Source organism: Mesorhizobium sp. WSM3860 (assembly GCF_002294995.1).
Classification (GTDB): Bacteria; Pseudomonadota; Alphaproteobacteria; order Rhizobiales; family Rhizobiaceae; genus Mesorhizobium.
The window spans coordinates 1-14199 of record NZ_NSGF01000010.1 but is presented as its reverse complement, the minus strand read 5'-3'; the positions used below and the strand labels follow the sequence as shown (position 1 = coordinate 14199).

10 protein-coding genes, 1 tRNA gene and 2 pseudogenes are annotated in these 14199 nt (G+C 62.0%); 7 read left to right on the top strand and 6 right to left on the bottom strand.

From position 1 onward, the window contains the following. Positions 1-74: 74 nt before the first annotated feature. From CK220_RS17155 to hdaA, 3 genes are read left to right on the top strand one after another with little or no spacing between them, the layout of a single operon-like run. Positions 75-662: a CDP-alcohol phosphatidyltransferase family protein gene (locus CK220_RS17155; protein ID WP_095812825.1), complete on the top strand. Its 588-nt coding sequence runs from the start codon at positions 75-77 to the stop codon at positions 660-662. Next, positions 604-1815, top strand: coding sequence for an AI-2E family transporter (locus CK220_RS17150; RefSeq protein ID WP_095812677.1), 1212 nt, complete (start codon positions 604-606; stop codon positions 1813-1815). Before CK220_RS17155 ends, CK220_RS17150 begins: the two co-directional genes overlap by 59 nt. A 1-nt stretch (position 1816) precedes the next feature. Beyond that, entirely contained in the window at positions 1817-2521 is a 705-nt protein-coding gene (gene hdaA, locus CK220_RS17145; RefSeq protein WP_095812676.1) for a DnaA regulatory inactivator HdaA, read from the top strand. Positions 2522-2554: 33 nt separating this feature from the next. Here the strand turns inward: hdaA and CK220_RS17140 are convergent, their stop codons facing one another. From CK220_RS17140 to CK220_RS17120, 4 genes are all read right to left on the bottom strand, one after another. Next, positions 2555-2821 carry a hypothetical protein gene (locus CK220_RS17140; protein WP_095812675.1) on the bottom strand — a complete coding sequence of 89 codons (267 nt, stop codon included), beginning with the start codon at positions 2819-2821 and terminating at the stop codon, positions 2555-2557. A gap of 283 nt (positions 2822-3104) precedes the next feature. Beyond that, positions 3105-3440: a hypothetical protein gene (locus CK220_RS17135; RefSeq protein WP_095812674.1), complete on the bottom strand. Its 336-nt coding sequence runs from the start codon at positions 3438-3440 to the stop codon at positions 3105-3107. Between the two features lie 66 nt (positions 3441-3506). Continuing rightward, positions 3507-3583, bottom strand: a tRNA-Pro gene (locus CK220_RS17130). Positions 3584-4350: 767 nt separating this feature from the next. Further along, a complete protein-coding gene (locus CK220_RS17120; protein WP_245429240.1) occupies positions 4351-5238 on the bottom strand; it encodes a hypothetical protein in 888 nt (295 codons plus the stop codon). Between the two features lie 200 nt (positions 5239-5438). Between CK220_RS17120 and CK220_RS17115 the strand changes: the two genes are divergently transcribed. Beyond that, positions 5439-6167: a glycosyltransferase family 25 protein gene (locus CK220_RS17115; protein ID WP_095812672.1), complete on the top strand. Its 729-nt coding sequence runs from the start codon at positions 5439-5441 to the stop codon at positions 6165-6167. A gap of 55 nt (positions 6168-6222) precedes the next feature. Here the strand turns inward: CK220_RS17115 and CK220_RS17110 are convergent, their stop codons facing one another. Both CK220_RS17110 and CK220_RS17105 read right to left on the bottom strand, forming a co-directional pair. Then, positions 6223-7326 (bottom strand): glycosyltransferase, encoded by a 1104-nt coding sequence (locus CK220_RS17110; protein WP_095812671.1) that lies wholly within the window; start codon positions 7324-7326, stop codon positions 6223-6225. Positions 7327-7416: 90 nt separating this feature from the next. Beyond that, positions 7417-11199 carry a glycosyltransferase gene (locus CK220_RS17105; RefSeq protein WP_095812670.1) on the bottom strand — a complete coding sequence of 1261 codons (3783 nt, stop codon included), beginning with the start codon at positions 11197-11199 and terminating at the stop codon, positions 7417-7419. A 1101-nt stretch (positions 11200-12300) separates the two neighbouring features. On the opposite strand from CK220_RS17105, the gene CK220_RS17100 reads away from it, so the two are divergent. From CK220_RS17100 to CK220_RS32490, 3 genes and pseudogenes are all read left to right on the top strand, one after another. Further along, entirely contained in the window at positions 12301-12618 is a 318-nt protein-coding gene (locus tag CK220_RS17100; RefSeq protein ID WP_176479113.1) for a hypothetical protein, read from the top strand. A 91-nt stretch (positions 12619-12709) separates the two neighbouring features. Next, positions 12710-13204 (top strand): annotated as a pseudogene (locus CK220_RS32495) (DUF4347 domain-containing protein); the annotation flags it as partial. Positions 13205-13441: 237 nt separating this feature from the next. Beyond that, positions 13442-14199, top strand: a pseudogene (locus tag CK220_RS32490) (hypothetical protein); the annotation flags it as partial.

Sequence of the window (14199 nt, the reverse complement as noted above, 5' to 3'; positions counted from 1 at the left end):
CAGCAACTCCTCCCTTGCGCGCGCCTCCCATCTCCATCAACTATCTCCCAACAAAAGCCATGACAGGACATCACGTGACCATACCCAACATGATCACGATCATGCGGCTCCTGCTGGTGCCGGCCGTGGTGCTGGCCATGCTGCAGGCGCGCTGGGACTGGGCCTTTGCCGGCTTCCTCGTCGCCGGCATCTCCGACGGCGTCGACGGTTTCATCGCTCGCCGCTACCGGTTGTTCTCGCGGCTCGGCGCCTATCTCGATCCGGTCGCCGACAAGCTTCTCCTGGTCTCGGTCTTCGTCGTCATGGGTTACGCCGGGGAACTGCCGCTCTGGCTTGTCGTGACCATGGTCTCGCGCGACGCACTGATCGTCTGCGCCGTGCTTTTGTCCAGCGTGATGGCTCAGCCTGTCGAGATGAAGCCGCTCTTGGTCTCCAAGGTGAACACCGCCGTGCAGATCGCGCTGGCGGCGCTTGTGCTGGGCGAGCTTGCCTTTTCCATGCACCTCGATCCGCTCCGGCCGGCGCTCATATTGCTCTCCGGGGTCTTGACCGTGGCTTCGGCCGCGGCCTATCTCGTGGCCTGGCTAAGGCATATGAGTGGCTATGGCGAAGGCTCCCGGACGAGCAACACCAAGTCGGGCAATTCCAGCACGGACACCTGACGGCGAAGCCTGGACGGCCGCGGCCTCGACCGCGTTGCGCCGGCAGATCGCGTTCTGGCTGATCGTGGCCGTGCTTCTGGCGCTGTTCCTCTATGTCTTCTCCGGCATCCTCTTGCCCTTCGTCGCCGGCATGGTGCTGGCCTATTTCCTCGATCCGGTCGCCGATCGGCTGCAGCGGCTCGGCCTCTCCCGGCTGATGGCGACGGTGGTGATCCTCATTGCCTTCGTCGTCGTCGTGGTGCTCGCCTTCGTCATCCTGGTGCCTGTGCTGGCCACGCAGATGGCCGATTTCGCGCGCAAGCTGCCGGAATATCTCACCCGCTTGCAGTCGCTCATCACCAGCTTCGACCCGAATTGGCTGGAGCAGCGTTTTGGCGTCAACGCGGCAAGCCTGCGCAACGGACTGAACTCGCTGCTCACCACCGGCTTTGGGCTGCTCACCACCGTCTTCACCTCGATCTGGAGCTCGGGCGTGGCGCTGGTCTCGGTCGTCAGCCTCTTCGTCGTCACCCCGGTGGTTGCCTTCTACATGCTGCTCGACTGGGACCGGATGGTGGCAGTGGTCGACAGCTGGGTGCCGCGCGACTATGTCGAGACGGTCAGAGCGCTCGCGCGCGACATCAACACCGCCACCGCCGGCTTCGTGCGCGGGCAGGGCACGCTCTGCCTTGTGCTGGGCGCCATGTACGCCACCGGCCTGACGCTGACGGGGCTGAACTTCGCCATCCTCATCGGCTTCTTCGCCGGGCTGATCTCCTTCATCCCCTATGTCGGCTCGCTGACCGGGCTGGTGCTCGCGGTCGGCGTCGCCTTCGTCCAGTTCTGGCCGGATTGGACGATGATCGTGGCGGTGGCCTGCGTGTTCTTCGTCGGCCAGTTCATCGAGGGCAACATCCTGCAGCCGAGGCTGGTCGGCAAAAGCGTCGGCCTGCATCCGGTCTGGCTGATGTTCGCGCTCTTTGCCTTCGGCGCGCTGTTCGGCTTCGTCGGCCTGCTGATTGCGGTGCCGGCTTCGGCGGCCATTGCGGTGCTGGTGCGCTTTGCGATCGCCCGCTATCTCGAATCGCCGCTCTACAACGGCCATGCCACCGAGCCAGCACCTCCGTTGCCGGCGGATCGCGGCCGCGGCCACCGCTCACAGCCGCGTGGCTGAAATGGCTGGCGAACGAACCGATCCGCCGCGGCAACTGCCGCTCGATCTCGGCCATGGCACCGGCTATTCGCGCGACGAGCTCGTCGTCTCCGGCACCAACGCGCAGGCCGCAGCACTTGTCGACCGCTGGCCGGACTGGCCCTCGCCGGTGGTGGTGCTCGCCGGCCCCCCGGGTTCCGGCAAGACGCATCTCGCCCAGATCTGGCAAGCGCATGCGCACGCTGTCGCCATCGCTCCCGACAGGATCGGCGAGCACATTGGCGGGCTTGGCGCGAGCCCCGCGCTGATCGACGACATCGACAAGGTCCCGATCGACGAGCAGGGCCTGTTCCACCTGATCAACACCGTGCGCGGCGCCGGCTCCACGCTGCTTCTGACGGCGCGCCGCTTTCCCTCCGCCTGGCGCGTCGCGCTGCCGGACCTCATCTCGCGGCTGAAAGCGGCGGCGACCATCGAGATCCACGAGCCGGACGACCTGCTGCTCGCCGGCGTTATCACCAAGCTGTTCGCCGACCGCCAGGTCGAGGTCGAGCCGCATGTCGTGCAGTATCTGGTGCGGCGCATCGAGCGCTCGCTGGCCACCGCCATGCGCGTCGTCGAACGCCTCGACCGCGCCGCGCTGGAGCGCAAGACGCCGATCACCCGCGCGCTCGCCGCGGAGACCGTCGGCGCCATGGACGAGGGGCAGGGCGAGTTCGATATCTAGAATATCGAAGGGCTGCTGGCGGGACTGTGTGCCTTACGCCCATAGCTCGGCCAGGTGCCGAGCCAGCAGGTAGACTCCTGTGTGCGCCGCCACGTAGCATGCGGCGACAAAGACGAAGAACACCAGGCTGGCGATCCGCGACGGGGCGACGCTGCCATTCTGCCTCTTGCTCGGCCGGTTGTTCCAAACCCAAAGAGCAGCGCACAGGATTGCCCAGGCGACCGCGACCGGAACCGTGAAGCCATAATAGGCCAAGTAGGCCGGGCCGATCAGCGACAGCAGCGCCTCGAGAACAGGCATCCATAATCCCCCATTGCCGGAAGTCTAGAGCAACTCCAGAAAAAGGGCGTAGCGGTTTTTTCCGAGTTGTCCCATTTCGGGATGATGCCGCTGGCATCCATTTTGCACTATAAGATACGCCGGTTGATCCCGGTCCCGGTCACGTTCCAGATCGGGTTGTAGGCTCGCCGGGCTCGAGGTTGTTGGGGACTCGCCCGGCGGGTTTACTCGGTCCACGCCGCCGGCTCCCTTCAGAGACCAAGGTCTGTTGCTCGATGCTGGAAACCTTCAGCGCTGGAAACCTTCAGCCCGTCTTGCCATGGCTGGTGAGCAATCGCAGCACTTGCACGCTCTTCGGCAGCTCGATCAGGAATTCCGCGTCGCGGTCGAGATGGTGGACCTCGGTCGGCCCGCCGCCGGTGAAGCGCGCCATTGCCTCGATGCTCTCCCAATAGGAGATCGTCACGAACTCGGAATAGGTCGCCGAGTCCTCGCGAAATGTCTGGACGCCGAGTGCCTTTTCGATGAGCGGCTTGATGCCGGTCTCGTAATTGTAGGCTTCGTAGTCGTCGGCTTTTTCCGGCAAGGTCCTGCCGCGCCAGATGCGGGCTATGGTGGGGATCTTCGTAGTGTCGGCCATGGCAACAGAACTTCTGAAGGGCCGACAGGGTTCCCGGCGCGCGGGCTGCAAGATGTCCAGGAAAACTGGTCGGAGTGGCGTGATTCGAACACGCGACCCCCTGATCCCAAATCAGGTGCGCTACCAGGCTGCGCTACACTCCGACGCGGATTTCCCATAGGGTTCCGGCCGGCTTAGAGCAAGCCCCAAAATGGAAAAGCGAAACGAACGGCGTACTGCGGCAGGAATCGATGCAGAAAGTCCCACGCAAAGTGTCACGGGTGTTCGCCGGTCGTTCACTCCCTCGGCGGGTGTGTACGCGCTGGCGACCTTGCTTGATATCGACCACCCCGCCGGACATCCGCTCGCCTTTCAACTCGGAATTCTCCTAGGAACCCGTCATCCTCCAAGCCTTCGACCTGACGTTCCAGCGTCTTCCGTCACCGGGCTGCTCAAATGAGAGACCCGGTGCTGCATCGAAATTGGTACAGGCGGCGATACTTGCTCGATTGCTAAAATAGTGAAATTTTCGGCTTGAGTGCGTGGAGGCAGGATTGGGGAGATGTACTTTCCTCAGTTTCTGGTCGGAATGCTGATCACGTCGAGCGTAGTCGGAACCTGGGCCTATGAGGCCACAGGGTCCGTCTGGATGAGTATTGCCTGGAGCCTCTTGGCCGCGCTTCTGCTGCAGGTCGGGTATCTCGGGATTGTGTTCAGGCTTGTATATGGTCGGCGGCACTCCGAGCAGAAGGCGCAGGAGACTGATCCGGACGCTACCAAACAACAGGCCCTTCCGCACCAGCCACGACATACGGACGGCCGCTAGCCAACTGCTGGCTTAGGTTTCTTGACCCTGCTGGAGATTCGTAGCGTCCGCGCAGGCCCGGTATGCTTCCGCTCACAAGATTCCCGCCACATTGCGAAGCATTGGCTAGCGTCGCTCCCGGGAAACACGCAACAATTGCTGGAGTCGGACCGGCAGGTGCGGCGAGGCGTGCAATTCGGCACAGCTCTTTTTCCATCGGCGGAGATATTCAGCGATTGGAACCCCGCTGCGGCCAGGCCAGCGGTTGAGCGCTCCCAGCGCCTCAATGCAATCGGGAACCTGCTCATATTCTGCGAGAATGGTCAGGCACATTGCTTGCGCGAACGGATTGAGACCTGGAATTTCGATCTCGCTTCGGTGGTCGGCGAACCACGTCGCAGCATCTCGAGTAAGCCCCTGGCTGTCGGCGAGCGCGGTATAGCGTTTGATGATGTTCTCGCGATATTCGGCAATGGCATCGCCGAAAGCGTTGTCACCTGCGAAAGGCGGGTTCTGTTTCCAGTCTTTCGCCAGGCGTCCGAGGCCTCGCAGTGAGAAGGCCTCCACCATAGCTTCCTCCAGCCATTGGCAAGGAGGTGCCGGCTTCGCATCGGCCTGCCAGCTGTTGGCAAGCACATGGCCGAGTTCATGGCCGAACTGGTAGGCAAGCTTCGACCAGTCCCGTTCGCCGATGTCGACAATGATCCAGGCCATACTGCTGCCGTCGGGATGCAGCCAGATCGCCGGCTGTCCGGTGCCATGGCGGTCGACGCGGAGCTTTGCCGGCTGGCGATCAGAGAGCAGTCGGATGCCGTCTAGGCAGGCGCGCCGCGCCCTTTCAATGACCTGTTCTGCCGCTTGCGGGAGCATGCGGCCCCACTTACCCGCGAGTTCGAGGGGGGCGGACAGAAGTGTCGCGGGTGTCTTATCCCGGCGGGATGGCATAGCTGCAGCGGCCGAAAACTTTGCCAGTGCGGTAGCCGATGCTGCCGCAACGATGATGCCAACCGCCAACTCTCGGCGCCTCATAGCCTCTCCAGTTCCCGGACGCAAATCCTCCAAGCTTCGAATGCCCGGTCCAGGCCGTCTCGCCAGCTATCACCGAACCCGCTAGACTTGAAGTGCTCTCACGTAGAGGCCGGGGTGCAAGCTGGTTCGCCCGATGCAAAGTGATCGAATGGACGAACCATCGCCAAAATGGGGCTAAAAGCGTCATGTCGGAGATCTATGTAATTAATCTCGATCGAAGTGTCGGGCGGCTGGATAAATTTCGCAAGTTAAACTCGCACCTGCCGGAAGTCCGGAGGTTCTCCGGATTTGACGGAAAATCCCTCGACCGCGACAAGCTGATAGAGCGTGGGGTTATCAGGTCGGATTTGGAGTATGCGCCTGGGAGCCTTGGCTGCGCCATTTCGCACGTGACGCTCTGGAGAGAGGCCGTCGGGCGGCACAAGGTCATAACGGTTGCCGAGGATGATGCGATCTTCTCTCGCGAGTTCGAACGACACAAGAACTCGCTCTTGGCGAATATCCCGGCCGATTGGGACTTTATCCTGTGGAGTGCAAGCTTGCGGTGCTATGCCTGGCTGGATGCCCTTCCTGGCGGAACCGGTGCCAGGCTGGAGTTCTTTTCGGGTGAAGTCATGACGCATATTGCTGACTTCCAGGAGGCGGAAATCGAACCTGCTCTGCTTCGAGCGCACTATCTGCTCGGCACGGTTTGTTACTCCGTCTCGCCGCGCGGCGCGCGTGCGCTGTTGGAGTGGTGCCTTCCGATACGGCCGATGATCGTCGATTTTGCAGGCTTCGGCCTCAGGCTGAACAATGCAGGCATCGATTGCATTATGGCCGGCGTGATGCCCTCGCTCAAAGCCTACGTATGCTTGCCACCGCTTGTCATCAGTGACGAACGGCCGGAAGAATCGGTACGGATCAATACGTGAGCGAGAGTTTGGCCTTGACCTCGGTCGGCCAGTCCGTCCCGGCAACTGGTCGACTTCACCGAACACCCTCTTCGCCGAGCGGTGCTGCTCGATCCTCTTGTCGGCGCCGAATGAAGAAATCGAGGTTGTTCCTGAGACGCTCATTGCCCGGATCAAGCTCGAGCGCCATCTGCCCCCATTCCACAGCGCGGTCCATCGCATTCAGGTGCCATGAGGCTATGGCGCCCAAATCGAAAAGCCGAAACCCCCAGCAGTTCGGGTCATCGAGATAGCTTCCGGTGCGGCGGGTGTTTTCGATTCCGTTGCTGCATGCCCAGAACAGATTCAACCAGTCGGCCCTGCCGTGGAGTTCCTCCGCAAGGTCGGCCCAGACTTCGCGGCGATGCGGCGCTTCCATTCGTGCTTTGTCCAACCATACCAATCTCTGGTCGGGCATCATGCGGGCGATGTAACGCATCGCTTCTGACCGTTCTTCGCCCCAGGTGCTTGCCGGCAAGCCAAGGTAGCGCTCGAGCAGCCGGACGGCCTGGTCGGGCCGGTTGGCCCACATCAGGTCCCGCCCGAGCCAGAAACACATCTGTGCGTCGTCGGGATCTTCCTTGTAGGCAACCTCCATCAGCGGCAGGTAGCTGCTCCTGGTTGGCTTGGCCAGGTCCTGTACCTCGAACATGACAAGCTCGTCGCTGGTCGTGACCACCTCCCTTTCTCCGGTGAAGACGAGGGCCTCATGGACCGGGCGCTTGAAGCGATATCCCCAGCGATGGTGAAAATTCTTGGTGGCCCATTGCCGCAACGGTCTGGGGTCGTCGACACTCGCTCTATAGATCGTCTGACAATAGAGGGCTGTCGTTTCGGGTCTCCAGGCCGCCTCCAGCTTGGGGCGCCAGCCGGGCTCGAGGAAACGATCCATGTCCATCGTGCAGCACACGTCGACGTCGGAGGGGATGAGGGCCAGGGCGGCATTTCGGGCGTCGTCGAAGCGCCATGGGCGGACCGCGATCCGGTGCACGGTTACGCCGGCGTTGATCAGTCGGGATACCGTGTCGTCGGTGCTGCCGGTGTCGGCGACTATCCGATAGTCGGCGTCGACGGCCGAATTTGCCCACCTCTCGACGTGTGCGGCTTCGTTCAGCGCGATGGTGTAGACCGCGATTTTCAAGGAAGGGGTCCGCGATTGGACGCAGTCGTCAAGCGACCTCCCGCTATACGGCTGGACCCATCCAAACCCGGCCGCAACGCCCTGTGACGCTCATCGAACAAGGCCGGCGCCTCCGCGCTTGCGGATCGCCACTAGCCCTCCGAGCAATTTTGCCTGGCTAAGCTCGAAGTGGCTGTCGAAGAACCGGATTTCTGCAAACTGATCGGCAAGGTCGCTGATCCCGACCGGGTCGATTGATCGCGCCGTGCCGTGCTGTTGGATTTCTCGCAAGAGATCCTTGCTGAGTGTGATTTCACCGGCATTTTCGCCTGGTGGCTGCCAGTCGAGGTCTTCGATGAAATACCATCCACCTTCGGCGAGCAGCGGGAAGAATTCGCGCAGCGTCAGTTGCTCGTCGAACGAAGCATGACTGCCGTCGTCGATAATCACGTCAAGCGAGCCCGGTTCCAGTTTCGCGGCGACGGAGCGCAGATCCTCCAGCTTGGATTGATCGCAAACGAAAGACTTGAACCTCTCATTGTTGAACTGAGAAAAATCCGTCAGGTCGACACCGATCACCTCGGCGTAAGGAAAATAGGACTGCCAGAGCGAGACCGAGGGCGTCTCGGACTGGTCGCGTTCCGCGGCGATGCGACAAAGGCCGATCTCCAATAGCCTTCGCATGGAGAGTCTCCGGCTGGACAGCAGCCGCTCGTAGACGCGCGCGTAAGCATGCCGGTTGCCGGTATGGCGGTTCTTGTCGGTGTTGAAGCGATCAGCAAGATCGATGAGTGTGGGAAAGCTCTGCAGCGGCTCGACCAGCAATGAGATGAGCGGCGCTCCTTCCCCGCCCGGGCGAGCTTCATTTCGTGCCGTCCACAGGTGTGACCCGAAGACGCGCTCATCATTCAAGTAGACAGCCAGATCGGAGAGCGGCTTTTCGAACTCGCTTATCTCGGTCCAATCGATCGCGTTAAAGAACATCGGCCCGAATACCCAATCGCGCAGCTCGGCGCCTTGATCCGAAGCGACGTAGTCGGAAAGCAGTTTCGGGCCGATCTCGCCGAACCCCTTGCCGCTCTGACCGAAGAACCGCTCGATTGACATCTCGTAGAGCGCTCTCAAATGGGGGCTGAAGGCTTCGGCATAGATCACGTTGCCGCAGACGAAGTGGCCTTGGTGGCCGCCGCGCCATTGCAGATTGAAAAAGTAATCGCCGCGGAACGGAAACGGTCGCAGCATGACCACGTCGCAATCCATCCACAACCCGCCATGTTCGTAAAGCACGGCGTAGCGAAAGGCGTCGCTGAAATATCGGATCTCGGAGCCGGCGACCATTCGCTCGAACAAGCTGCGCGGCATCACGTCATCCGCGGCGCGTACCTCGATGCCGAGCGGCACGAGGAAGTCAAGCTTGTTCGGCGAGTAGCTCCAGACCCTCACGGGATGGCCTGCGGCGCGCATCGACGAGGTGGCGGCAATCAAGGTCAGATGCTTCGAAGTGTCGGAAAGCACTTCGTAAAAGCAGTGGATCTGAGGCAGCGCGGCATCTCCCCTGCCCAGGAAGGGGGCTATCCGGCTATCGAACGCCCACGATTGACTGCGACGCTCATGCGGCGAATCTGCCAAGCGAAGGAACGGCGCCAGCTCGAGCAGGACCTCCTCTGTGCCCTTCGCATTGCCGGAGAGGACAATCCTGCTCGCCGCCTTCGGGAGTCCGCTGTCAGGCCGGGTTTGTTGATGGAGGTCGCCGGGTCCGGGCCGGGCGCGGGCGGCGAGTTCTTTGCGCTGCTGAGCCGCCACAATTTGTATGGTCGGACCGTCCAACGACGCCGTCGCAAGTGAGCTCCAATATGCTTCGCTTGCGGACAAACAGTCGGTCCTCTCCAGCAGCGAGCTTACCTCCGAGGCATCGACGGCGGCGATCCACGCTTCGCTCCCCGCGACGCCGTACGAAATCAGCAGGCGCTCGTCCTTTGGATGCCAAGCTAGGCCGGCTGCAAACTCAACCCCCTTTTCATTGAAGAAGAACGGCCGGCTGATCTTTGCCAAGCAGCCCGTTTCGTCCAACCAGACGAAGCGGTGCTGGCAGTATGGCTGAGCCCCGTCCGGCCTTGCCCGCGTCTCGTGGGCAAGTGTCAGCCATCCGCCCTCGAATGGAATCGCCTGCGTGCCTCCCTTGAGCTGGTCGGCAGCGACGGAAGACGGCTTTTCCGATATCGTCTGCCCTTGATCGCCGACGATGCGGATGGAATCACCCACAGAAAGGAACTGCAGCCGCTCCCGGTCGGTGCCGATGCCGGCCGGCTTGACGAGGGGGACCCAGTTGTTGCCGTTCATCTTCGCACCGATCGGCCGGATCACACGCCAGTCAGTCATCCGGTATGGTGCAGGCCCGCCATCGTCGATGCGCGCGATGACTGGTTCGCCTTCTGCGGCCGACGCGCGCATGTAGGCGCTGCTCCACAATTGCCCCTCCCAGGCAAACGGACGCAAGGCCTCGAGCCCGTAGGCCCGGTCGTTAGCAGGTCGCGGCAAGTCGGTCGGCTGTGAGATCTCATCGGCCGACGCGATCCCGAATTCACTGTCGATGCGCAGCAAGAAATTGCGTGTGTGGACCGCCGCTCGATCCGGCGCTTGAGCCCGGAGATTCTCTTCCGCCGCCGCCGGGGTGACGGCCCCCTGCAACAGGACGATCTGGTTGTCCCACCGAGCCACGGACGGGTTTGCGAGCCGATAGCCGTCGGGGGGCATGAACCCGACCGGTTGCGCAGTGAACGATGGCATCATCGTCTTGGCGGGCTGGATGTAGAAGAACAGGTTGGACCGCGCCAGATCGACGGCACCGTCGCCGATGCTGCGGCTCAGCGCCAGCCAATTGCACGCTGCGAACCCGCGGTCCTTGCGCAACGGATCGCGCGCGTAGTTTGCCGCGATCGCGTATTCCTCGCGAAGGCCCGTCGTGTAGATGAAATCCTCGAGAAACAGGATGTCCTGCTCGGGTTTCCTGATCGCCAGGCCGGCTTCCGAAAACAGCACGCTGGCGTCGTTCATCCCCTGCTCGCGATGGAACCGCGCGAGATCGTAGAGGGGTTCGGCACGTTGCGGGCGCTGATTGAAGGCAGCAAGCGCCTGGCGAACGAAGCCTGCATCGTCCCCAAGCTTTTTTAAGCAGCGCGCCTCCTGCAGGCGGGCGTTCCATGCTTCCTCGTCCCAGCCGCCCATCGCCGCGCGTTTGGCGTAGGCTACCGCCGCCTCGGCCGTGCGTCCGGCGTCGCGGTAGGACTGCGCCAGGTAGAACCAGTATCGGTGGTTCTCCGGGTCCTTTTCCAGCGCTTCCAGTAGGAGCTTGATGTCGCGCTCGAACTTGTCGACGCGGTTCGATCCGCTGGCATGGTCCTTGTACCAAACGCCCTGCAGTTCCTTCACGTCGCCCGGAACGTCAAGATATTCATGCGTCACGCCGCGGTAGCGGGCGCCGGCATCGCGCCTGACGATACGGGTGTTCCAATAGGCGAGGTCGGAACCGGATCGCTGGAGCAGCCGATAGCCAGGACAGTCGAGCTGCGCTCGGAAGCCCGCGTCCTCGACGACCAACTCCATGTCGGCGTCGTCAAAAAGCAGATAATCATAGGCGAGCGACGAAGCATATGCATGATCGAGCGCGGCGTTGCGGGCCTGCTCGAAATTTTCGAAGGTGAACTCATGCAACTCGCCGGGCAGGTTGCGAGCGGCGAAGAAAGCCCTGATGAAATCCTGTGTCCCGTCGGTCGACCCGGTGTCGCCGATGACCCAGCAGTCGATGTGGTCGACAACCGCCCCCAGACAGCGCTGCAGGTTGGCCGTCTCGTTCTTGACGATCATGTTCAGGCAAAGTCGCTTGCGCGTTGTCATCGGTGAATTGCCATCTCTCGCTCTGATGATCCGCGACGTTCAAGCAATGCCATTCTCTTCGTGCCGCAGATGAGTTCGCGGGGCTGTCCCGAAGCTCCTATTGTTCCTGGCCTTCAAATCAGTCCAATCGTCTGTTCCGCCACCCGATCAGCTAAGGTCCTCAGACGTTCTCCGCCCACTTGACCGCCATTTGCCAACCGACGTCAAGATCGACGAAGCGGTAGTTGGCGTCGACCCAATCGCCACGCCGCAACGGGCATGGCGGCGCTCGAGCTCGATCACGTTTCTCCGATTGACTCAAATTGAGGAGCGAGGGTTAAGTTATGGATTTCAAAAATATTTTCTAGAGTTTCAGTCTGTAATATTTCCCGACCTAATACTTTAGAGGTAGGTAAGTTTAGTCGCTTCCACAGTTTACAGATCGCTAATTTTCAAATTTACTAATGTGCTGCTGTGAGGGGGGGCCACAGGTCGTGGGTAGCTGGCATTCTGCGGAAGTCGTAGGGGAGTCAAGCCAGAGGGTTCCGGAGTAGCAAGGCCAAAGTCGCGGACGACTAAGCACGTGCGTTTGGTGAGCGCGCGGCCGTGTAAGCGTTTGTCTTTTTTGTTCGGGTCGAACGGGTTTTCCACTCCGGAGCTCTCGCGAGTTTTCGCCAAGAGATCGGCGTCAGCTGTGACGGGAGTGGATCGTGCATCACGTGATATCACGTGCGTTTCCCAGGGAGTTTGAAGCCCGCCGCTTCGACCAACTTCAAACATATCCGCAACTGAGCGCCGCAGGCGGTGCCCATCTATGCAACGGTGGGAAATTTATTGCTGCAAGGTGCGACGGGCTGCTCCCGTGCCCCCCATCCAAACCAAATCTGTACAGGGTTATTCAAGCCGAGTGCCGTCGGCGAACGTCGCCGTCTGCGACTTCCTGCCAGCCGATCGGACCGGGAGTCGTCTGGAGCAAAGGCTGCAGCCCATCACGCCTTCGCGGGCGAGCTTTCGTGAGAGCTTGCGGCCAAGCTCGTCGGGTCGAGGGCGCACTGTGGTCATTGAAAGTCAAGTGTGAAGCAGGAGAAGCCGCGGCACCAGCCGCAGTTAATCGGGGAGTGCATGATGACCTACGCAACTTTGTCTACTGCAATGGATGTCACCGTTAGGGGCGTTTTGCCCATCGGCGACGCGACCGAGCATATAACTTATTTCATTCTGGACGCCGCCAAGAACGCGATCGTCGGCCAGGTCATTCTTCCCGCCGCCCTCAAGCGAAGCCACGCTGTAGCAATAACCGTCAAGGTTCCAAGCACCGCCGGCTCTCTCGCGATCGGGACATTTGACGATGGCGGGAATTTCCAAGCCTCCGGTTTCCTCCGCGTGGAGGCCCCTGCCGTTGGTCGCCCAAGCGGCGCCATCGGGCCATCGGGAAGATGACCGCGGCCAAGCGCCATTTCCGCACCGCTCGCCGACTAAGCCGGTGGGCGGCTTCCTTTTGAATTGAATTGGAAGCGAACAGGAGCCAGTCATGGCCCGTGCCTCTGAAATTCTCTTTGTGGATCCTTCGATCTCCGATCTCGAGACTGTTCTGAGCAACGTGCGACCGGGGGTCCAGGCCATCCTGCTCGATGGCCGTCAAGCGCCGGCGGCGCAGATGGCTGCGGCGCTTAGAGGGCACGAAGAGCTGGACGCCGTCCACATCATCGCGCATGGCGCGCCGGGTCGGGTTAATTTCGCTTCAGGAGAATGGTCGGTCGGGACGTTGAAGGGGGCGGCTGAGGAATTCGCCGCAATCGGCAGGGCGCTCGGTGCGGACGGCGAACTGCGGCTGTGGAGCTGCGAGACGGCGCTGGGAAAGGCAGGCAATGCCTTCGTCGACGCTTTGGAAGCGGCCGTCGGCGTGGATGTCTGCGCGTCCAGTTCGCTTGTTGGCGCGGCAGTCCTGGGCGGTGCCTGGGAACTACCCGCACGTGTGGGCACGTCGGCGCCGCTGCCGCCGCTGACCTCAGTTGGCTTGGCAAGTTACATCGGGCTCCTGGTGGCGGGTGATCTGACGCTTACTGGTACGATTACTGGCCCCGGCAATAGCAGTAACGTCAACACATACTACCTGGTGGATACAACACTCAATCCTGATACGGTGGTGGGTAGCTTCCAGCTTCCATCTGCGACCAACGGTTTGGTATTTAGATTTGCTGTAACGATAACAATTCCAGACACCACTCATAACTATACCATTTACAACCAGAATTTTGGCGTAATGGGTACACTTACGCCTGGCCCCGGTAATACGTATATTTTCACATCCGGCGCGGCTAATCCAACCAATAACAATACCTTCGATGGCGGTAGTTTCGCCGTTACGAGTCAAATAGGCCCGACGGGCCCGGCGGGAGCGACGGGCGCTACGGGTGCGACTGGCGCGGGTGCAACAGGCGCGACGGGAGCGACCGGCGCCACGGGTGCGACCGGCGCCACGGGCGCGGGTGCAACAGGCGCGACGGGGGCTACCGGCGCTACGGGTGCTACGGGTGCGACCGGAGCCACAGGCGCGACCGGCGCCACGGGTGCGACCGGCGCTACGGGTGATACCGGCGCAACGGGCGCGACTGGCGCGACGGGCGCCACAGGTGCGACTGGCGCTACGGGTGATACGGGAGCAACGGGCGCGACTGGCGCGACAGGTGCTACCGGAGCTACGGGTGCGACCGGCGCCACGGGCGATACCGGCTCGACTGGAGCCACAGGTGCGACCGGCGCTACGGGTGCGACCGGCGCCACGGGTGATACCGGCTCGACAGGTGCCACTGGCGCCACTGGCGCGACAGGCTCGACTGGAGCAACCGGCGCCACAGGTGCGACCGGCGCCACGGGTGATACCGGAGCAACGGGCTCGACAGGTGCGACCGGCTCGACTGGTGCAACCGGCGCTACGGGTGCCACCGGCGCCACGGGCGATACCGGCTCGACCGGAGCCACAGGTGCAACCGGCGCCACAGGTGCGACCGGCGCTACGGG